This window comes from Leptolyngbya sp. PL-A3 (assembly GCF_039962325.1).
Taxonomy (GTDB): domain Bacteria; phylum Cyanobacteriota; class Cyanobacteriia; order Elainellales; family Elainellaceae; genus Vacuolonema.
The window spans coordinates 107,160-127,559 of record NZ_JAMPLB010000019.1; the positions used below are offsets into that span (position 1 = coordinate 107,160).

Here is a 20,400-nt window from a genome sequence, read left to right on the forward strand (position 1 = left end):
TAGGCCGCTAATGTCGAGGAGGACGACGTGGGCCAGGGCGACGGTCTGGACGCGAATGGCCTCCCCCTCCGTCTCGTTCTCGGGGAGGGCCGCCGTCCCGGTGGTTGGCACTGGAACTGCCGTAAACATCTAAGTGCGCCGTGTAGCCTGCCAGTTGACTGAACGCTTCTACAACGGTGCGGATGGCCTGGATGTTACGCCCACCGCGCCCAAAAACTCTGCCCTTCTCTTCCCCCTCAAAGGCAATGCGAATCAGCGCTTTTTGTCGGGATGGGCGCACTTCACAATCTACTTTGAGTGCATCGGGGGACTCAAGAAAAGGCGTCACGAGGAATCGTACCAACCGTTCAAAGTCCGGTGGGTGAGTATTGGACGCGGTGTTAGTTACATCAGGCACAGGAGATTCAGGCATTCACTTGAGCGTAAACATCAGCTTTTTCGAGGATGCGGCGCACGGTCTCAGTAGGCTGAGCGCCTTGCTGTAGACGACGAACGACGGCCGGAACGTCAATCTTAACTTCCTCAGTGCGGGGGTTGTAGTAACCCAGCTCTTCCAACGGACGGCCGTCGCGGCGAGAGGTGCTTTGCATCGCCACAATACGGTAGCTAGCGGCGAATTTTTTTCCGTACCGCTTCAAACGCAGCTTGATCATGCCTGAAAAACTAACTCCAGAGAATTGAGTGGATAGATCAGGTGAATGGCACTTAGCCTACCACCTAATAGATAGAAAAGGCATTTAACGCCCAGTTAGTAATGCTATCACAACAGGTAGGGAGAAAGCACAACTTTAGCGATCGCTGATGGCTGTGCCTGCTCCTGCACTTCAGACGCATTACCCGTCAGAGGCTACCAAAGCCCTTTTTCTTCTTGTTGGGCTTTTTCTTTTTCTGTTTGCTAGTAGGGGCCACACCGCCGGGGTAACCGCGCCAACCTGGCGGTGGCATACCCGCTCCAGGAGGCATTCCACCGCCCATGGCAGGGGCTCCGCCTCCCCCAAACAATCCACCCAGTCCTCCTCCCATGCCAGGCATACCTGGAAACTGCCCTCGGCTCATCTGCTGCATGAGAGTACGCATTTTCTGGAAATCACTGACCAGCTTGCTGACATCATCCAGGCCCAGGCCTGAGCCCTTGGCGATACGACGACGACGACTGGGAGATCCAGCCAACAGATCAGGGTTCTTGCGCTCTTCCCGTGTCATGGAGTTGATCATGGACTCAGCTCGCTTGAGCTGGGTTTCTCCTTGCTCCAGTTGCTCACCTGAGAGCTTGTTCATCCCGGGGATCATCTTCATGATGCCCCCCAGGGAACCCATTGTCTTAAGCAATCGGGTCTGCTTCAGGAAATCATCGAAGTCGAACTGAGCTTCCAGAATTTTTTGCGAAAGCTTTTCGGCTTCTACAATATCCACTTCTTCCTGGGCTTTTTCTACCAGGGTCAGCACGTCACCCATACCCAGAATGCGGGAGGCCATCCGGTCTGGATAGAAAGGTTGCAGTGCTTCGACTTTTTCACCAACCCCAACGAATTTAATAGGTTGACCGGAAATCCGTCGTACGGAGAGAGCAGCTCCCCCACGGGTGTCGCCATCCATCTTTGTCAGGATGGCTCCGGTAATGCCAATCTCTTCCTGGAAGGTGCGCGTCAGGTTGGCGGCTTCCTGGCCAGTCATGGCGTCCACCACCAGCAGCACTTCGTGGGGCTGCACCACCTCTTTGATTTGGGCCAATTCGGCCATCATCTGCGGGTCAATCTGCAAACGACCGGCCGTGTCAACGATAACGGTATCAATACCGTCTTCCTTGGCTTTGGCAATCCCCTGGCGTGCGATTTCAACGGGGTTTACGTCTGTGCCCATTTCAAACACGGGCACGTTGATTTGCTTACCCAGGGTAATGAGCTGATCAATAGCAGCAGGACGGTAAACGTCAGTGGCGACCAGCAGTGCGCTACGGTTTTGCTTGCGGAGGTGGAGAGCTAGTTTTGCAGAGGCCGTTGTTTTACCCGTCCCCTGTAAGCCTGCCATCAGTACGACGGTTGGGGCAGTATCTGCCTCAGCCAGGGGCACATTCGTCTCCCCCATGACCTCAACCAACTCGTCATAAACAACTTTAATGAACTGTTGAGAGGGGTTAACACCACTGACAACCTGCGCGCCCTGAGCTTTTTCTTGTACCTCAGCGACGAATTCCTTCACCACTTGCAAGTTGACGTCAGCTTCTAGCAACGCCCGACGAACTTCCCGCAGGGCTTCCTGGATGTTGGTATCAGAAATTTTGTCCAAACCCCGGAGCGTTTTCCAGGCTCCCTCCAGGCGATCGGCTAAGGCTTCAAACATGGTTTACGTGCATTTGGCAGAGATCTCTGATCCATTCTATAGCTATGTTCAATTCGGTTGTGGCAAAGGAAGAACCTCAGGCAATGCTGCAAATCCTCTTGTTGCCACAACCGAATTGAGCGCAGCACTATGCAATACATCCCTCTTGCCAAACCCAAAAAAGCATAAAAAAAAGGGAGAGTCTTTTGGGAACTCTCCCTACCATCAGGGTGCATCTACTTATCATATTATGCCATCCCAGGGGTGAGGGGTGTCACCCCCCTCGACAGATCTTTTTTGGCTTTTTCTTTGTTTTCTTATCATTCTAAGATTTGCATATAAGTTTAGATTATTTTATTTATGCTAAAGGGGGTGCGCACGATCGCCACATCCCCCTTTAGACAGGTTCTATCCGTTTAGTTTCTTGGTCAGCAGCTCGTTGGTCAGTTTCGGATCAGCCTTGCCTCCGGTCCGCTTCATGACCTGGCCGACAAAGAAGCCCAGAAGTTTGGTTTTACCACCCCGGTACTTCTCAAGCTCGTCCGGGTGAGCGGCGATCACCTCATCAATGGCAGCCTCAATCACACCCGGATCAGAAACCTGCACCAATCCTTTGCTTTCCACTAGGGCTTTAGGGGAGCCGCCTTGAGTGAGAAGTTCAGGTAGCAAATCCTTGGCAATCTTGTTGCTGATGGTATTGGCTTCAATCAAGCTCACCAACTCGGCTAAGGCTTCCGGGGTGAGGGGAAGTTCGGTAATGGACTTCTTCTCGTTATTGAGATAGCCGCTGATGTCGCCCATGATCCAGTTGGCGGCGGGCTTGGGAGTAGCCCCAGCGGCGATCGCAGCCTCGAAGTAAGTGGCGATCGCCAGGTCATCTGTCAACACGCGTGCATCGTAGGAGGAGAGCCCCAGCTCAGTTTCATAACGGTTGCGCTTTTGAGCTGGCAATTCGGGGAGCTGCGATCGCCATGTTTCCAACTGTTCGGGTGTGACCTGAATGGGCCCTAGGTCCGGTTCTGGGAAATAGCGGTAATCGCTGGAGCCTTCCTTGGTGCGCATGCTGATGGTGCGCTGAGAGCCTTCTTCCCAAAGCCGGGTTTCTTGAACAATGGGCTCGTTCGACTCCAAAGCTTTGATTTGCCGCTCAATTTCATAATTGATAGCTCGTTCAATGGCGTTGAAGGAGTTCATGTTCTTGATTTCGACCTTCGTGCCAAACTTGTCGGAGCCAACCGGCCGGATGGAAATATTGACATCGCAACGCAGGGAGCCCTCCTGCATGTTGCCGTCTGATACGCCCAGGTAGCGCATGATGCGACGCAGCTCACGGGCATACTCAGCGGCTTCTGCTCCAGAGCGCAGGTCCGGTTCCGACACAATTTCGACGAGAGGTATCCCGGCGCGGTTGTAATCTACCAGAGAGAAGGTAGAGCCAGAAAGGCGATCGCTCCCTCCATGCACCAGCTTGCCGGCATCTTCTTCCATATGCAGGCGCGTGATCCCAATGCGCTTACGGGTGGGGTTGCCGCTCTCATCTTCTAGCTCAATTTCGAGCCAACCATGTTCGGCAATAGGTAAATCGTATTGAGAAATCTGGTAGTTTTTAGGCAGGTCAGGGTAGAAGTATTGTTTACGGTCGAACTTACTGTAAGGGGCGATCGTACTATTCAACGCTAACCCCGCCTTAACGGCATACTCCAACACTTTCTCGTTGAGTACCGGCAGGGTGCCCGGCAAACCTAGGCAGATGGGGTCAATGTTGGTGTTGGGATCGGCCCCGAATTGGGTGGAACTACTCGAAAAAATCTTGGTTTCGGTGCTGAGCTGGCAATGGGTTTCTAACCCAATGACCGCTTCGTACTGGGTTTTGACAGGAGTGGCAGAGGTCATACTGTCGAGACTACGCGTTATAAATTAGGGTCGCAATCGCACCCCCATTCTACCTACTGCTGTCCATTCCCTTGATTCAAACTCCTGCAAATTTTTGCTTGACGGAGAAATAAGTTGGAAAAATGAGTAGGATGACCGGGGGATTAACCCTACATTCAGGGGGCTATGAAGTAGGCTAAACATAACCATTGTGCGTGAGGAGCATTGTGGAACAAGAGAAAGTGGAAACGAAGGAATTAGTCACCCTGGTTCAACACATTGGCGAGGCTGTATTGGCAACTACGGAGACTGTTGAGAAGCTCTCCAATCATGTAGATGGCCTATCGAAACAGGTGCAGCAGCAGGGGTACCAAATTTTTGCCCTGAGCGATGCTGTGCAGACCCTTGCGGAGAACCATGATGCCGCGATCGCCCGGATGGATCAGGTGATTGAAGTGTTGCAGCGACTGGTTAAGGCCTTAGAGTTGCCGGAAGATTCCAACTCTTCCCGATCCTAAGTATCCTTAACAGGGAAATGCTTCAGTTTTTGTTGATATCAGCTATACATCAACAGAAACAGGAATACTCCTGGAAATGGTGGGTAGAAAAATAAAACCTTCTCAGTAAAACTATCGAAAATCGATCTAAATTGGGGAGTTACCCTTGCACGCATTCACCGAGGAACACTCTGCAATGTCACGGGTGGAGGAACTGAAACACGAGTGGCAGGCGCGGTTAGCGGCCGACCATCCCAATCAGCCTGCGGCGACCCAGGACAGTATCATTCACTGGTTGTTAGGGTCTGATATGGAGCGCTATGAGGGTTTGCCCCCGGCTCAATGGACGGTCATTCAGCAAGCGCTGGAGTATCGCTATCGAATTTTGCAACAGCGCTATCTAGGGGTAGGGCCGGATGCAGCGTACCGTAACCTATTACAACGACTGGCAAGCCTTTCCCTAATTCGTAGCAAAGTTCAAACCTGGGTCTCGTTGTCGCGCGATCGCCAACGCAGCGTCATGGACGTGTTGAAGGAGGTTGTGCAGGAACTCATTCAGGGGGATAACTACATTCGCCAGCAGGTGGAATGGATTGCTGAGTGTACCCCCAACCCCCGGTTACGGAACTCGCTTCTATTGGCCAGTATTGAAGAATATTGTCTGAGACCTATCCGCAATCAGCCGCTCCTTGTGTATCGTTTTGTGAATTATTTACGGCGATCGCAGCGGGGTGGCATGACCCAGGTTCCCACCGGAGACATCATTCGTCTTGTGTCCGATGAGATCGGTCACGATGAAGCCGAAAGTACTCTGAGTCTGACGGATGTTCAAGCCTTGGAGCAGTACCAGGAGCAACAAGCCTGGGAAGAGCAACAGGCTCTGCGGAAGTCGGTGATGGATGAGTTTGCTCAATATTTAGAGGAAAAAGTTGACCCGCTGGCCGCCCGGTGGTTGGAACTGCATGTGCAGGGGAAGACACAGGAGGCGATCGCCAGCCAACTGAATGTGCCGATTAAGCAGGTTTATCGTTTGCGTGAGAAGATCAGCTATCACGCCAAAAACGTCTTTGCATCAAAACTTCAGCCCGATCTGGTAGGAACCTGGTTGGGAACGACACTGGAGCATAACTTGGGTCTTTCAGTTCAGCAGTGGCCCGTGTTTCTGGATAGCCTCGCCCCTGACCAGCAACAGCTTATCCAAGACGTGAAGCAACACGAAACCCTTGAGGACGTTGCTCGTATGCGGAATGTGAAGCTCCACCAACTGAAGAGCGAATGGACTAAAATTCTCTTAGAGGCGTACGCCTTCAGGAGTGCAGCATCGGATAATGACGATGCTCCAAACGATACTTCGGCATAAGATCGTTGAGGCGCATCCCACCTCACGCTTCTACCCAACTTTATGGTTTCTCCATCCGACGGTCAGGAGCCTCATGCCTCCGGGCAGTCTACCCGTTCCATCTTGACCTACTTTCAGGGCGACCTGGCTGAACGCATCGATTTTCAGCAAATGTTCGTTCTGATTGATGGTGTGCTGCCTTTTGAAGCTTGTCTTTACTATCAGGTGTTACCTCTTTATCTAGAGGGTAGTCGGCTGATATTGGGGATGGTAAGCCCTGATGATCGCAGCGCTTCTGACTATGTGCGGCGGATCATTAGCTACCACCACTATATGGTGCTACCCCGGCAGATTAGCTCGGAAGCTTTGCAGGCGTCGCTAACGGCTTATTTGAATTATGCCGGTCAACGGGAGCATAAGGTAGAACAGCGCCCCCGGCCCGAAAGCCGCACGGCCCGCTCTCGTGCAGCGCAGCCGGTTGACCACAACTTGCAGCCCACCCTGGTAGTAGACAGCCCTGATAACTTAGTGGATGAGCTGAGACAGGAGCCATCTCCTGAGGTAAAGCCTTCAGAAACTCCTGTGGCTCAGGAGGAGCAACCTCTACAGCAGGAGCTTCCAATCCAGGAGGTAACCTTTGCGGCTGCACCATTAACGGAAATCGTAGAACCGCCGTCTACCGCCGAGCCAGCAGCTTCCAGTTCGGATATTGCCGGGCTAGCAGAGCCCCTGCCAATCCTCAAGCTAAATTTTAATTACCTTTCTAGCCCCGTTGAAGTACTGGGCTCGTTGTCACCCCGAGAGTTACTTCAAGAGTTATTGGGCCGAGTATTAGTTGGGGGAATTGGTCGCCTTTACCTGGAACGTCAGGAGCATTACGGTAGAGTGCTCTGGAGCCAGAACGGCGTACTAAAATCTGTGCTAGACCCTGTTGACCTCGATAAGTTTCGAGGGTTATTGAGTGAATTGAAGCGATTTGCCGATGTTTCCCTGGTTCCCCTGAAGAAACCAAAACAGGTGGATTTGGAACGCGTTTTTAATGGCTCTCGCTTACTTCTACGCTGCCGCTTCATGCCGTCAAATCATGGTGAAGAAGCGACAGTGCAGGTGCTGCGCGGTGCGGCCTTACGGTTCTACCAGCAGCAACAACTAGCTTTGCTGGAGCGGGATGCCTTGGGTATTGCACGACAGTTGCAAAATAAGTTGAATGAGTTGCGCGATCGCGCTCGACAAGAATCTTCCCTGAGTGGTGCCCGACTTGAAATTATTCCAGCTCTGGCCCAGATGCTCAAAACGATAGAGGAGCAGATTTTGAGCTTGCAGGATGACGAGCCCCCCTCATCGTCTCATCAGAATAACGAAGACGATTAGGTAGTGTTCTAGACATGTGGATAGGGTGTGGTGAAAGAAGCACGAAGTGCCCCTTTCCCCACACCCTATAAAAAAGTGGTGTGTAACCTCTACGGGACACACCACTAAAAACCAATCTATGCAAACAGTCGTGAGGCGTTGAAAAACTAGATCAAAGCAGGTACCCGAGTATCCCAACGGCCTACCGCTTTGCCAATGACCGAAAGTTCAGTCATCAGTCGATCGAAGCGATCGGGTGTCAGGGATTGAGGCCCATCGGACAGCGCCTTGGAGGGATTAGGGTGAACTTCAATCATCAGGGAGTCAGCACCTGCTGCCAGAGCTGCCGCTGCCATGGAGGGCACATACTCAGACTTGCCGGTGCCGTGGCTGGGGTCGATCATAATGGGCAGGTGGGTGAGCGATCGCAGCACAGGAATTGCAGACAGATCCAGCGTGTTACGAGCGTACTGGTTATCGAAGGTGCGAATACCCCGCTCACAGAAGATAACGTTTGAGTTGCCAGCGGCCACGATATACTCAGCAGCCATGAGCCACTCTTCAATGGTGGCTGACATGCCACGCTTCAGTAAGACAGGCTTGTCTTGAGCGCCCATCTTCTTCAGAAGGGAGAAGTTGTGCATGTTGCGTGCCCCAACTTGTAGCACATCAGCAACTTCAGAAATTACTTCAATATCGGCGGCATCCATCACTTCGGTGATAATGCCCAGACCGGTTGCTTCCTTGGCTGCTGCCAGCAGCGCCAGAGCACTTTCCCCGTGGCCTTGGAAGGCGTAGGGAGAGGTGCGGGGTTTGAAGGCTCCGCCACGAAGAAATTGAGCACCCGCTGCCTTAACACGGCGTGCGGTTTCCACAATCATTTCTTCATTTTCAACAGAGCAAGGACCCGCAACGACAACCACAGGGGCATGTTGACTGAAAGTAACCGGGCCGTTGGGAGTTGAAACAATGACTTCGCTGGGCTCACCATGACGAAACTCACGGCTAACCCGCTTGTAGGGCTTTTCCACCCGCAGTACCTGTTCGATCCATGGGCTCAGGTCTTGAAGCTGGAGGGCATCCATATCAACGGTTTCGCCTACCAACCCAATCACGGTCTTGTGCTTACCAACGATCTTTTCAGGGGACAAGCCCAGAGAACGAAATTCTGCGTCTAAGCGATCAACTTCGCTCTCAGGAGCGCCGGGTTTCATTACTACAATCATGTCAACATCCTGCGCGGAGATTTAGGTGGAAGGACTGAGAAAATTTCAGTCTTCATCTCAGATTTAAGTTCATCCTTAGGTAGAGTGCCGAGAGGTCAGGATGGACTTGACGGAATCTTGACCGGGATCTGTGCCTTTATTAAGACTTGTCCTGTTTTGCAGATTTCCATGCGGAAGTCATTCGCCCAAAGTTGGTACGAAATTCCGAGAAACCAACTAAGCTTCCCGGTTCTTCTTCCCAGGAAGCTGATAAAACCCCGTAACTGAGGCCAATAACCCCCAACCCAAACAGCCCCAAGCTGACCAAAAGAACTGCTGATGTAGGCAGCCCTACCCCTTGAGTAACCGCCAGATAACTGACGAAGAATGAAGAGATACCGAGGACTGTTGGAACCCCACAAAAGGCTGCCATACGGCGAACCATGCGCTTGCTAACCGCATCAGGAATGCCCGTATTTGCCCTGGAGGCCGTTTTCCCCGAAGGCTTGCGGGTGGAACTGGCAGGAGCAGGGGTCTTCTCGGCTTTTTTCTCAGCAGGCTTCCGACGCTTGGGCTCAAAGGGTAAAGCCGTCCGGCCTGCATCAGAATTGGGTTTCTGCTTAGGGTTGGGTGCCATAGCTGGTTTAGCCGCGAATCCCTAAACGCTGAATCAGGGCACGATAGCGCTCTTGACTTTGCTGACGAATGTAGGCCAGCAGGCGCTTACGGCGACCAATCATTTGCAGCAGACCCCGGCGGGATGCGTGGTCTTTTTTGTTGGTCTTGAGGTGGTCGCTGAGACGGTTGATGCGCTCGGTTAGCATTGCGACTTGAACGTCAGCGGATCCAGTATCGGTATCGTGAACCTGATACTCCGAAATGATTTGTTGCTTTTGCTCCTGTACCAGTGCCATGGGAATCTTCTAAGTTCCTGAATAAGTCACAATCAATAATCATACCATGCATAGCTGGTCACTACGGGACTGCGAAAGCCTTTCTTGATCGGGATTTGCACCTCTAGGGTTCTTCTAGTGGTATTGCCTGTTGTGGAGACTGTTAAAACGCTACTAATAGGTTATGAATCGTGTTCTGTAAAGTGCGGGACACACCACAGAATTTGCAGAGTGAAGGCTATATATGGGTTGTATGGCTCTGGGAAGCGCGTCGCTCTCCAAATCCTCTGTCTAGAGGAGGGGCCTCTCCGTCCTCCAGACCCCCTTGACCTAGGAGATTTTGCATAGGTGTTGTCAGGCCGCTTCGCTGTGGAGTTTGGATCAGGTTTGGGTAGTGTTATTGCCCAACAGCACAGTGTTTTTGGTTTCGCCATGCTGAGTGTGGTGTATTTCGCGCTCAGCATTTGTGCTGTGGGTCGCAGGCTTGCGTAATTCCTATAGCTATTAGCGGCTGAGCCAGGCGATCGCCTCCCGAATCCACACTTCTGCATCGGCGTTCTTGGCCAGTGCTTTTTCCTGTCCTACGGCTTGTAGGGCCTGCAAAATTTCGCTGTTGCTGTAGCCCAAGGCCAGCAGTGTCATCTCGACATCTTCCTGGACGGCTGACACAGGAGTGGCGTCTGGGGCACTGAGGAGACCGGATTGATTGCGCCACTCAGCTAGTTTGGTTTTGAGTTCAACGGCTAACCGTTCGGCAGTACGGGTCCCGACGCCGGGAGCGCGGGAGAGGGCGCGGATATTGCTAGTCACAATGGCCTGCACGAGTTCTGTGAGACCCAGGGTGTCGAGGAGGGCGATCGCTGCCTGGGGGCCGATGCCACTAACGCTGAGCAGTTGCCGAAACAAATCCCGTTCAGCCATGGATGCAAAGCCAAACAGCACGATTTGATCTTCCCGCACTTGCTGGTGGGTAAAGACCTGCACCGTTTCGCCGACAGAAGGAAAACTCTGGACCAACCGGGGCACGATCTGAATTTCGTAGCCAACCTGACTGACTTCAAGAACGGCAATCACACGATTGGCAGAAATTTTTTGAATACCGATCAAGGTGCCTTTAAGGTAGCTGAGCATGGCGATGGAGCAGGGAGTCTGGCTACCAGGATAAGGGATCGAGGGGCATTAGTACAAAAATACGGTGGACGTTGTAGGTGGGCACCGATAGAGTAGGGCTGGACTCCATCTAGTTGGTTCAGGCATACACCGTTTAACAGGCTCGCCATTTTTTCAAGCCGTTGATTTTGCGTGGGCGTCGCTCACGCAAAATCAACGGCTTGAAAAAAATCAGGTGAAAACCCTGTGAAACCAACCACTTCAAAGAGATGTTTGAGGTCGCTTTTCCCCAAACGATGGACTCAATTCCGGGGAGGAATCCACTACGCTGGGAGAGATGCTTCGGAACCGCTACGTGCGCTCTACCCCATGACCTGGCTGACTCGTCACCTAAAATCCTGGCTGCCTGACCTGGACTTCCGTGTTTGGATTCTCTTTGTCGGACGACTGCTCTCGCAAATGGGCACGGGCTTTACCCTGTTCTATGCTCCGATTTACTTCGTGAATCAAGTGGGGTTGCCTGCTACAGTCGTCGGCTTGGGCATTGGGAGCGGGGCCATTGCTGGAATTTTTGGACGTATCGTGGGTGGTTCTCTGGCGGACATGCCGGAGTGGGGACGACGGTGGACGTTGCTGGCCTCGGCGGTCGTATCAGCGATCGCCTCCTTTCTGCTCGCGATCGCCTATGACTTTCCCCTATTTCTCGTTGGTAACCTGCTCCTGGGGTTGGGTATCGGTCTCTACTGGCCTCCCAATGAAGCGGTGGTTGCAGATTTAACAACGGTCGAGCAACGTCGCGAAGCGTACGCTCTGACCCGCCTGGGAGATACCTTGGGTTTGGGGTTTGGGGTGCTACTGGGAGGGCTGATAGTAGCTCTGACGAGTTCCTATCAGATGCTATTTGTGATTGATGGCGTCAGCTTTATTGTCTTTTTCGGCATTGTGTACTGGCTCATTCCCGAAACCCTCCATTCAGAGCAATCTTTTGATGGCCTGGGTAAGGGGTGGCGGGTCGCTCTGAGCGATCGCCCTCTCTGGGTTTTTTTTGTGGCAAATTGCCTGTTTACTACTTATCCAGCCCTGACCCAGAGCGCGTTACCGCTCTATTTCGCCAATTTTATTCCGCAATCCAATGGCGGAATGGGGTTCCCCGAAGGAGTGATTAGTGCGCTATTTGCCTGGCATATTGCTTTGGCAACGCTCCTCCAAATGCCCGTTGCGCGCCGTTTGCATGGGCTCAGTAATTCGCGAATCTTAATGATTTCGGCGCTGGTGTGGGGTATTGGCTTTGCCATGGTTGGGATGACAGGGCTGCTTCCGGGTGCATTGGGGTGGGCAACCGTGGGTCTGGGGGTGATGGCGATCGCCCTTGTCTTCTACATGCCTGCTGCTTCCTCTCTAGTGGTGATGCTCTCTCCAGATGCATTTCGAGGGGTTTATCTATCGGTGAATTCCCTCTGCTGGGCATTGGGATACTTTCTGGGTCCGGCGTTGGGGGGATGGGCCATGGATCAGGATGAGGCGATCGCCCATAGTTTCTGGATGATAGTAGCTCTTAGTGTGCTGATCTGCCTGGGAATTTTAGCGATGCTGAGTGGCATGGAAGACCGCCGGGTGGAAGCTAACTCGGCCAAGGATTGAATTGCCATAGCCTGAGATTCCAACAAGAGACGCTCTGCGGGAAGGTTATGTGGCTAAGCCACATAACCTTCCCGCAGAGCGTCTCTATATCTGGTAGGACTTACGCAAGTCCATAACGCTTAGTACATTTTTGTTGTGTGGTGGGCTTCGCACACCATACAACAAAAATGCGTAGGTTCTGATGGGCTCAATTTTAACGGCGACGATCGGCTAATTTCCGGTAAACATCCCGTAAGTCAACGTTGTGATGGGCGATCGCAACCAGGGTGTGGTAAAACAAATCGGCTACCTCGCCAGCGATCGCCTCCGCATCATCGTCCTTACAGGCCATAACCACCTCGGCTCCTTCCTCGCCAATTTTTTTGAGGATTTTATTATCGCCGCCTGCAAAGAGTTTGCAGGTGTAGGAGTCAGGGTTGGGATTTTGTTGGCGATCGCGAATCACGGCAAACACCTGGGATAGCATATCCGCAGGGGGTGGTGTGATGGTGCCCTCAACCTGATGGAAACAGCTACGTTCCCCTGTGTGGCAGGCCACATCACCGACCTGCTCAACCCCGACCAAAAGAGCATCACTGTCGCAGTCGTAGCGGATTGACTTGACATGTTGCAGATGACCAGAGGTTTCGCCCTTATGCCAGAATTCCTGGCGGGAGCGGCTCCAGAACCAGGTTTCACCTGTCTCTAGGGTTTTTTGGAGGGATTCTCGATTCATCCAGGCCATCATTAACACGGTACCGTCCAGATAGTCTTGAACGATGGCAGGAACAAGCCCCTGGTCGTTGTAGCGAATTTCATCCAGAGGAATGGCCATCAAAACGTCATTAGAAATCGCCGTCATGCCTTATCATTTATCACCACGCTGCGTTTCCCATGCTATCAGGGTAATGGGGTGACTTCCGGCCTCGCGTCAGGAAGCCCATCAGGAATTGATAATTTTCAAACCTATATATTTAGTAGTGGGCTAGACTTAAAACCAGAATCAGACCGCGTCATACATCCACATTTAGGGTTACCGTTCTCGCCCACGAACTGGCAACCCACCACGCGAACCATAGTAAGGTAAGGGGTACAGGTTGATGGAGTTCTGGGAATTTCTCATCCAACGGGAGGGCGATCGCTCCTGGCTGCCCCTGGAGTCGCCCGATGTGGAGGTGCTGGAAGGTCGCTATCGGATGGTCGCGCGTACCAGCCGAGTGAACCAACCCGTCGAGATTCGCATTTGCCATATTCGGTTGGATGAAGACCCTCCACGCCGCCGCACGCAGAAACGCAACGGACGCATCAACGATGATGGTCTGATCGTAATTTTTCCGTTTACCTGGCTGCAACCCGGTGTGTGGGAACTCAGCTGTGCAGGGGATTTGATGGCCGATATGCTGGGCCAGGGTTGGCGCTATGGGGTGCAGCTCTCCGTGTTGCCGCAAGAATCAGAAGTAGCCGATGACTGGGAGCCCGATGGTCCGGCGGCTGATTTAGATGCAGTCAGCCTGATGTCGCGACACGATAGCGTGCACGAGGACCTGGACGAGGCAGGTGCTGCTTCTGCGGTTGAATCTTTGCCAGAACCGGAGCCGGTGCTTGATTCTGCCAGTTCAGTCGAGATCGACGAGCCAAATCCCTTTGTTTTCCCAGAACAGCCAGTCGTAGAAGAGCCTGTGGAACCGGAGCCTGCTGTGATGGCAACTGGCTCGAGCGAGGTCTGGCAGAAAGCTCAGGATGATTCCGATGCAGTTATAGACTCTTTGCTGGAAGATCTGGATTTGGATCTGGACACCCCAGTTGCGGCTGAGGTAGAAACCCCTGAAAATGAGGAAGAATTCGCCTCGGGCCCAGCTCTAAAGCCAGAATCGGTGCAGTTGGTTTTGCAGCAATCGAGCCTGGTGGTACAAGCGGGGCGATCGCTCACCCTTCAGGGCACTATCGAGCCTGTGGGAGAGCTAGACACCCCTTACCTGCCGCCGGTGGCCCTGCAAATTACCCTGCGTGACCCCCAGACGGCTTCCACCGTGTTGGAAGTGCGGCGATCGCTCACGTCCCGCCTGCTTCCCTGCCCCTTTTCCTGTCAAGTGACGCTGCCCGAGAACTCTGACTCGCGCCTGTTAATTGGAGATGTGGCTCTGGTGGCCCTGGCGACGCCAACGGATCATCCTTCGGTTCTGGTAAGTGCTGGGTTTTCGGTGACGGCCAGCCTGAATGATTTGTTGGAGGCAGTCGCCGATGATTTTCCGGCCGATCTCTATCCACCCTTACGGGAAGACGAACAGCCTGTCGACCTGGATATCACGTTCCTGATTGCTCAGCGAGCTGCAGCGGCTCCCTTGGTGCGCCCCGCGGGTGAGCAGATTTTGCCGCCTCAGATTTATCAACCCGATCCCAATCGCCCGCGTACCAGGGGAATAGAACTTCCCATGGAAAAGCTTCTAGAGCCAGAGCCTGAGATTGTTTTGGAAGTGGCCCCTGAATTAGCAGAAGCTTCTGCAGACACGGAGGATATTGCTCTAGATGCTCCCAGCGCTCCCGAAACTCCCAGCCATGACCTGGAAGAGGCTGATGGGGTGCTGCAACGCCTGGAAACATCTGAGGCAACGGATGGCCCTTCTGTTGTAGGGCAAGCCCTGCCAGAAGAAAACCTGGCGCTCTCCGCCGAGGAACTAGCGTTTCGTGCCCTGGATCTACAAAGTCGGTTTTTGTCTCGGCTGAGTGCGCTGGCGGGCGACCGCGAACTCTCCCAATTCCTGGGCAACAGTTCTCTTCCCCTCTCCGAGGAAGGCTGGGATGAGCAGGAAATTGTGCTGGATGACGAATTACCTCCGCCAACTCTACGCAATACCCTGGGCTTTTCTGCCCCGCCTTCCCCACCCATCCAACCGGATGCTCTGCCGGAGGAGGAACCGCTTCCTACACCTCAACTGCGCGTGACTGGTGGCGAGCTGGTGTCAGGGCAGCGGGTGGAGGTGACGGTGCAACTACCTCCCACAGCTTCGCGTCTGGGGGTGAAGCTGTGGATGCAAGACCTGCAAAGCCGGGTACTGTTGGATGGCCCCCGCTGGGTTATGAACTTTTTACCCAATGGTCATGGAAATCTGGAAGCCTGGACAACGCTAACGGTGCCCCATGGATGTTTGGAGGTACAGTTTGAGGCGATCGCTGTCGAACTCACCACGCAACGGGAAAGCCATAAAGCCTCCGTCGATCGCCCGGTTGTTCCGCCCGATCTTCCTACCCTCTCATTTGATGAGTTAGAGATCTAGCCTTCACCATTCGTGTAGTTCTGTAAATTCCCCATGACCTGAGTTTTTTGAGGGAAATCAGTGAAGTCTTCAGCTATCAGCTTTTTGCCAGATCCGTTGACTCTCAGGATTCCTACATTTCTTGCCTTTTGTTAAAAATTCTTAGTCTCCTGTCGATCGGTTAGGGATTGGCAGTAAATTCTGTACGTAATGGCGTTTGGTTTACATAGGAAAACACTATGGCAGCTTCCTACTTGCCTTCTATCTTCGTACCCATCATCGGTTGGGTATTTCCCGCTGTTACGATGGCTCTCTTGTTTATCTACATTGAGCGGGAAGATCCCTCGGGCATCTAATGGTCTGTCAAGAATTTTTGGAGGGGCTACAAACCTCTCCAAAAATCTCTAAAGCTTCTTCAATATTGGGTTCCCCTATACTGATGAGCTGACGGGCCATGGTTGCCTACTGTGGCATGCTTCCCCGGTGTGCCGGGTACGCCTGGCTCACTGGCATCTTTGAAAACCTTTTGAGAGATAGTGCAGAACATGGACGTAGTTAAACCCGCTGGCGATCCCCAAATCGGCAACCTGGCCACGCCGATTAACTCCTCTGGATTTACTAAAGCTCTGATTAATAACCTTCCGGCGTATCGTGCAGGTCTGTCTGCTCAGCGTCGGGGCCTGGAAGTTGGCATGGCTCACGGCTACTTGCTGTTTGGCCCCTTCGCCCTCACCAGCCAGTTCCGCAACACCCCCTTCGCAAACGAAGTGGGTCTGGTAGAAGCAGTCGTTCTTGTGGTTATTCTCACCCTCTGTCTGTCGGTGTACAGCAGTGTGGGTGTGAACAGCCCCATTTCAACTGTGACCAACCCCAACCCCCCCTCTGCCCTCGGCAATTCTGAAGGCTGGAGCGAGTTTGCAGGTTCCTTCCTGGTAGGTGGTATTGGCGGAGCCGCTTTTGCCTACCTGATCTTTAAGGTGGCTCAGTCTGGTGTTCTGGAAAGCTTTGGTAACATCCTGGGCTAGGGTGTGATTGGCCCATTCAAGCTCAATATGTCATTGAGAGAGACGTAGTCAATACGTCTCTTTTTTTAACCTCAATTTGGGATAAGCTGAAGTGCCGATTTTGGCGTGTGCGAAGCGCACGCCAAAATCGGCGTTTTCGAGTGCTGTACAACGCGCGGCACTCGAAAACGTCCTTATAGCAATGTGCAAGTGCGTTAAGTACAGCAACAGTGGTGTAGGGCACTTCGTGCCCTACACCACTGTACTTAATCAACCCCACAGCGCTATAAGGCTGTAGCGATATGTCTGATGAAGAATGCAGGCTAAGCTTAGAAGGAACCTAAAGGTAAAACAGCTGTGGCTCGTTCTGCGTCTAAAGCTCGGAGCACTCGCGGGTATTTCATTGATGAGATGGGAGTTCGGCTGCCCAGTGTGACGACTGTGCTGAATGCCACCAAACCCCCCGAGGCGCGAGAAGCCCTGGCGAAGTGGCGCGATCGCCTTGGTTCCGAAGAAGCAAGCCGAGTCTCCATTGCTGCCAGTCGTCGCGGAACTCTGACCCATACGCAACTTCGCCATTACCTGCTGGGAAACCCTATCCCTTGCCCCGACCTGATCCGCCCCTACTGGGAAAGTTTGCAACCTGTTCTAACAGATATTCAGGAAGTGCATTTAGTCGAAACGACGGTGTTTCACCATGACCTGGGCTATGCGGGAAAGGTAGATTGTGTAGTGAATTATCAAGGGACTCCCTGCTTATTAGACTGGAAGACAGGCGATCGCCCCAAAGGGTCGATAGAACGGCTCTATGATGCACCTTTGCAGGTAGCGGCTTACTGTGGTGCAGTCAATCATAGCCGTCAGGTGGAAGGGGTGGAGGTGCGATCGGCACGAGTTGTGGTCGCCTTACCGGATCAGCCCGCTGAAGTGTTTTCCTTTGATTTGGCTGATGTGCTCTCCTACTGGGAGCAGTGGGAGGAACGGCTAGCTAAATTTTACCGCCGTCGATAGATAGCGTTAGGGGGAGACGGCTTGCCGTCTCCCCCTAACTTCAACAGGACTTACGCCTTTGTGTTGTGGGTGGGGTGCTTCGCACCCCACCCACAACACAAAGGCACTACGGATAGAGGGCTTGCGTAAGTCCTGTTCAAGAAGTATTGCTCTTTAGCAGCCCGCATCTCCTATGACGGGTACTTCGACACTCTCCCCATTCAGTTCAACCTTAATCGTGCCCGAGGGGATGGAAAGAGACTCAATCTCGCCCGGCTGCCCCTGGGTGACATCAACATGTACCGTAATTCCTTTTTCTTCATTGCTGAAGGTTTGCGAGGTGAATTGGCCGTAAAAGGTATCACCACTGGCTTCGGTACGCCGGAAACGCACAACTTCGTCATTGATCTTCATCAACGTCGAATTCTCGTCCAGACCGCTTAAAAGGGTGAAGCGGCGATCGCCAGAAGGTTTCGCATTTTCCTCGTTTGTCCACAGGGTCATGCCACAGCCTGCTGCGCCGATCTCGTAGATTTCATTAAACGAAAAGGAGCCCAGCTTGATCGACGTCGCCGTACTAGGAGTTACGGACGGAGAAGCTGGGCTGGCGGGAGCTTGAGCAATCGGTGAAGCATCACGGTTACTAACGTCCGGGGTTTCAGAGGTTGAACGACCGCAGGCGGCTAGCCCGCTCCCCAGCATCAGAACCATTAATCCCACCCATACGTATCTCATGTGAACCCGCCCACCTATACTGCTATTCCTACTTTAGGTGGGGACGAAAAAATAGTAGGGTTGGTTTCAAAAATGGGTACAGCCAGGAAAGGAGACTGAGGGCTGAGCACGGGTCTCTTTGCCGCACTCAGTCCTACTATGCTTCACCAGAAGTCTGTTCTTCCATCTCCTTTGTTAGGTGCTGAAGGGAAATGTGAGCTGCTGCCGCAACATTGGGGTGGCTGTCTTTTTCCAGATATTTAAGGGCGGAAATGGCTTTTGTTGAGGGCATATTGCCAAGGGCTTCGGCCAGGCGCTGGCGCACTAACCAATCTGATGATTGGGCAAAGCGCAGGATGGCTTCGAGGGACTCGACATCACGAATTTCTCCCAGGGCAGCGATCGCCGCCTGATGCAATACGACTTCATCGCTCTCCAACGCTTGCAATAAGACGTTGCGAGCTTTGGGGTCTTTCAAATTGCCAAGAGATACAGCGGCACTAAACCGAACTAACCAATCGGTATCTTCGTAAAATGTGCGCATCAGTGGCTCGACAGCACGGCTATCTTGCAAATAGCCTAAGGCTCCCGCCGCTCCCGCCCGGACACTATAATCGGGGTCGGTTTCCATAATCTGGGTCAGCAGAGGGTAGCACTCCGCCGTAGGTTTGAGCCCCAGGGCAAATACGGCCATGCTTTTAACCTGAAGGTTGTCGTCGTCTAATACCTTCTTAATAAGGGGGACAGCCTGTTCCGGTTCTATATCCCTGAGTGCCACAACCCCCAGGAGGCGATCGCGTGAATTTTCACTCTCTAACTGGGTTGCAATCTCCTCCAGGTTGGGAAGATTGGGTTGGGCTGTTACGTCGCTCATCCGAACTCCTGACAAAGGGCACTATCGTCATTATGGCACTCTCGAAAGGTAATTCGGTTCAGCTCGGTTCAGCGGCCTATCTGTGTATTTCTGAATACATTAGTTCGGACAGTTTTTCTGAAACCCTTGATTTTGCGTGCGCGAAGCGCACGCAAAATCAAGGGTTTCAGAAAAACTGTCCAGAGTATTGTGAATAGAGATGGCTCACTGAAAATAGGCTCTGATTTTTACGATGTGGTTTACTAGTTTTGCATCGAAAAAACTGTCATGATCGGAGTCATGATGCGAATTCTCAGTCTGCTTTTAGTATTGATTTGCCTTTGGTGCGGCCTACCGGGGGGGAGCACTCTCGCTCGGGCCGATGCCCTGCCCCAAGATGCTGTCCCTGTTGATGTGGAAGCCTTAGGCGATCTTCGACAAAAGGCATTTAACGCTACGAATAAAGGCGATTTTGCGACGGCAGAAACCTACTGGACTCAGATTCTCGAAAAATTGCCTGACAATGCTGCTGTGCTGAGCAACCGGGGCAATTCGCGCGTAAGCCAGAATAAGCTAGAGGCGGCTATTGAGGACTATAACCGGGCTATCGAGCTGATGCCTGAAGCCCCTGACCCATACTTGAATCGGGGAGCTGCACTGGAAGGGTTGCAACAGTGGAATGCAGCGATCGCCGACTACAATCAAGTCCTCGCTCTTGACCCCAATGATCCAGCAGCCTACAACAACCGGGGTAATGCCGAGGCTGGCTTGGGGCAGTGGGATGCGGCGATCGCCGATTACCAGAAAGCTTCCGAACTGGCTCCAGACTTTGCCATAGCTCGCGCCAACCGTGCCCTTGCCCTCTACCAAACGGGTCAGGTCGAGCAATCCATGCGAGAAATGCGAAATTTGGTGCGTAAATATCCCCGTTTTGCTGATATGCGAGCAGCCCTCACCGCTACCCTCTGGGTTCAGGGAAATCGGGGAGAAGCCGAAAGTAACTGGGTCGCTGCCCTGGGATTGGATTCTCGCTACAAAAATCTAGATTGGGTTGCAAATACTCGCCGTTGGCCCGATGCCATGGTGAAGGCTTTAGAGAAGTTTCTGAAGCTTCAGTCGTAACCTATAACCTCAATTCGGCTAAGCCCCAAGTGCCTATTTTGGTGTGAGTAGACCGCACGCCAAAATGGGCTTTTTTGAGGGGAACTTTGCGCTCCTCAAAAAAGCCTTTAACCTAAACTCAGACTAATCCTATAGAGCGTTCTATAGCAATGTGCAAGTGCGTTAAGTACAGCAACGGTGGTGCAGATGCGGGAGAAGGTGAAGGGGATGGTGCAACCCAAGATTGAGATTGATCAGGCAAAGCGGGAACGGGAGGTC

Annotated in this window: 20 protein-coding genes; 9 read left to right on the forward strand and 11 right to left on the reverse strand. The window is 52.8% G+C overall.

Translation table 11 applies throughout. The features are described 5' to 3' along the window. Positions 1–7: 7 nt before the first annotated feature. The 4 genes from NDI52_RS16200 to gatB form a co-directional block, all read right to left on the reverse strand. The gene (locus tag NDI52_RS16200; RefSeq protein WP_190772119.1) at positions 8–412 is read right to left on the reverse strand and encodes a KH domain-containing protein; all 405 of its coding nucleotides are present in this window, start codon (positions 410–412) and stop codon (positions 8–10) included. Beyond that, positions 405–653, reverse strand: a complete 249-nt coding sequence (gene rpsP / locus NDI52_RS16205) for a 30S ribosomal protein S16 (RefSeq protein WP_190772118.1) — start codon at positions 651–653, stop codon at positions 405–407. The genes NDI52_RS16200 and rpsP overlap by 8 nt, the downstream gene beginning before the upstream one ends. Before the next feature lie 187 nt (positions 654–840). After that, positions 841–2,340: a signal recognition particle protein gene (gene ffh, locus NDI52_RS16210; protein ID WP_190772117.1), complete on the reverse strand. Its 1,500-nt coding sequence runs from the start codon at positions 2,338–2,340 to the stop codon at positions 841–843. 387 nt (positions 2,341–2,727) lie between these two features. Further along, a complete protein-coding gene (gene gatB / locus NDI52_RS16215) occupies positions 2,728–4,212 on the reverse strand; it encodes an Asp-tRNA(Asn)/Glu-tRNA(Gln) amidotransferase subunit GatB (RefSeq protein WP_190772116.1) in 1,485 nt (494 codons plus the stop codon). A 206-nt stretch (positions 4,213–4,418) separates the two neighbouring features. Between gatB and NDI52_RS16220 the strand changes: the two genes are divergently transcribed. The 3 genes from NDI52_RS16220 (at position 4,419) to NDI52_RS16230 (ending at position 7,398) form a co-directional block, all read left to right on the forward strand. Then, complete coding sequence (locus tag NDI52_RS16220) at positions 4,419–4,709, forward strand: hypothetical protein (RefSeq protein WP_199307801.1); 291 nt, start codon at positions 4,419–4,421, stop codon at positions 4,707–4,709. A 145-nt stretch (positions 4,710–4,854) separates the two neighbouring features. Continuing rightward, complete coding sequence (locus NDI52_RS16225) at positions 4,855–6,048, forward strand: HetZ-related protein 2 (RefSeq protein ID WP_348254099.1); 1,194 nt, start codon at positions 4,855–4,857, stop codon at positions 6,046–6,048. A 42-nt stretch (positions 6,049–6,090) separates the two neighbouring features. Then, on the forward strand, positions 6,091–7,398 hold the full coding sequence (locus NDI52_RS16230) for a hypothetical protein (RefSeq protein WP_190772114.1): 1,308 nt from the start codon (positions 6,091–6,093) through the stop codon (positions 7,396–7,398). A gap of 146 nt (positions 7,399–7,544) precedes the next feature. Here NDI52_RS16230 and aroF read toward each other — a convergent pair whose 3' ends face one another. The 4 genes from aroF to ruvA all read right to left on the reverse strand — a co-directional run bounded on the left by aroF (position 7,545) and on the right by ruvA (position 10,606). Next, on the reverse strand, positions 7,545–8,603 hold the full coding sequence (gene aroF, locus NDI52_RS16235; protein WP_190772113.1) for a 3-deoxy-7-phosphoheptulonate synthase: 1,059 nt from the start codon (positions 8,601–8,603) through the stop codon (positions 7,545–7,547). 139 nt (positions 8,604–8,742) lie between these two features. Further along, on the reverse strand, positions 8,743–9,219 hold the full coding sequence (locus NDI52_RS16240) for a PAM68 family protein (protein ID WP_190772112.1): 477 nt from the start codon (positions 9,217–9,219) through the stop codon (positions 8,743–8,745). 7 nt (positions 9,220–9,226) lie between these two features. Further along, a complete protein-coding gene (gene rpsO, locus NDI52_RS16245) occupies positions 9,227–9,496 on the reverse strand; it encodes a 30S ribosomal protein S15 (protein ID WP_190772111.1) in 270 nt (89 codons plus the stop codon). 483 nt (positions 9,497–9,979) lie between these two features. Continuing rightward, positions 9,980–10,606, reverse strand: coding sequence for a Holliday junction branch migration protein RuvA (gene ruvA, locus NDI52_RS16250; protein WP_190772110.1), 627 nt, complete (start codon positions 10,604–10,606; stop codon positions 9,980–9,982). A 348-nt stretch (positions 10,607–10,954) separates the two neighbouring features. Here ruvA and NDI52_RS16255 point away from each other — a divergent pair, with 348 nt between their 5' ends. Then, on the forward strand, positions 10,955–12,226 hold the full coding sequence (locus tag NDI52_RS16255; protein ID WP_190772109.1) for an MFS transporter: 1,272 nt from the start codon (positions 10,955–10,957) through the stop codon (positions 12,224–12,226). A gap of 193 nt (positions 12,227–12,419) precedes the next feature. Here the strand turns inward: NDI52_RS16255 and hisIE are convergent, their stop codons facing one another. Further along, a complete protein-coding gene (hisIE, locus tag NDI52_RS16260; protein WP_190772108.1) occupies positions 12,420–13,067 on the reverse strand; it encodes a bifunctional phosphoribosyl-AMP cyclohydrolase/phosphoribosyl-ATP diphosphatase HisIE in 648 nt (215 codons plus the stop codon). Positions 13,068–13,302: 235 nt separating this feature from the next. On the opposite strand from hisIE, the gene NDI52_RS16265 reads away from it, so the two are divergent. The 4 genes from NDI52_RS16265 to NDI52_RS16280 all read left to right on the forward strand — a co-directional run bounded on the left by NDI52_RS16265 (position 13,303) and on the right by NDI52_RS16280 (position 17,474). Continuing rightward, complete coding sequence (locus tag NDI52_RS16265; protein ID WP_190772107.1) at positions 13,303–15,480, forward strand: hypothetical protein; 2,178 nt, start codon at positions 13,303–13,305, stop codon at positions 15,478–15,480. A gap of 218 nt (positions 15,481–15,698) precedes the next feature. Continuing rightward, positions 15,699–15,815 (forward strand): photosystem I reaction center subunit VIII, encoded by a 117-nt coding sequence (psaI, locus tag NDI52_RS16270; RefSeq protein ID WP_190772106.1) that lies wholly within the window; start codon positions 15,699–15,701, stop codon positions 15,813–15,815. A 189-nt stretch (positions 15,816–16,004) separates the two neighbouring features. Next, a complete protein-coding gene (locus tag NDI52_RS16275) occupies positions 16,005–16,484 on the forward strand; it encodes a photosystem I reaction center subunit XI (RefSeq protein WP_190772105.1) in 480 nt (159 codons plus the stop codon). A 336-nt stretch (positions 16,485–16,820) separates the two neighbouring features. Then, complete coding sequence (locus NDI52_RS16280; protein ID WP_199307802.1) at positions 16,821–17,474, forward strand: PD-(D/E)XK nuclease family protein; 654 nt, start codon at positions 16,821–16,823, stop codon at positions 17,472–17,474. A 153-nt stretch (positions 17,475–17,627) separates the two neighbouring features. Here NDI52_RS16280 and NDI52_RS16285 read toward each other — a convergent pair whose 3' ends face one another. Together NDI52_RS16285 and NDI52_RS16290 are read right to left on the reverse strand one after the other, a co-directional pair. Continuing rightward, positions 17,628–18,188: a hypothetical protein gene (locus NDI52_RS16285; RefSeq protein WP_190772104.1), complete on the reverse strand. Its 561-nt coding sequence runs from the start codon at positions 18,186–18,188 to the stop codon at positions 17,628–17,630. Positions 18,189–18,324: 136 nt separating this feature from the next. Then, entirely contained in the window at positions 18,325–19,041 is a 717-nt protein-coding gene (locus tag NDI52_RS16290; protein ID WP_190772103.1) for a HEAT repeat domain-containing protein, read from the reverse strand. A 267-nt stretch (positions 19,042–19,308) separates the two neighbouring features. Here NDI52_RS16290 and NDI52_RS16295 point away from each other — a divergent pair, with 267 nt between their 5' ends. Further along, positions 19,309–20,142 carry a tetratricopeptide repeat protein gene (locus NDI52_RS16295; RefSeq protein WP_242045920.1) on the forward strand — a complete coding sequence of 278 codons (834 nt, stop codon included), beginning with the start codon at positions 19,309–19,311 and terminating at the stop codon, positions 20,140–20,142. The last annotated feature ends 258 nt before the right edge of the window (positions 20,143–20,400 follow it).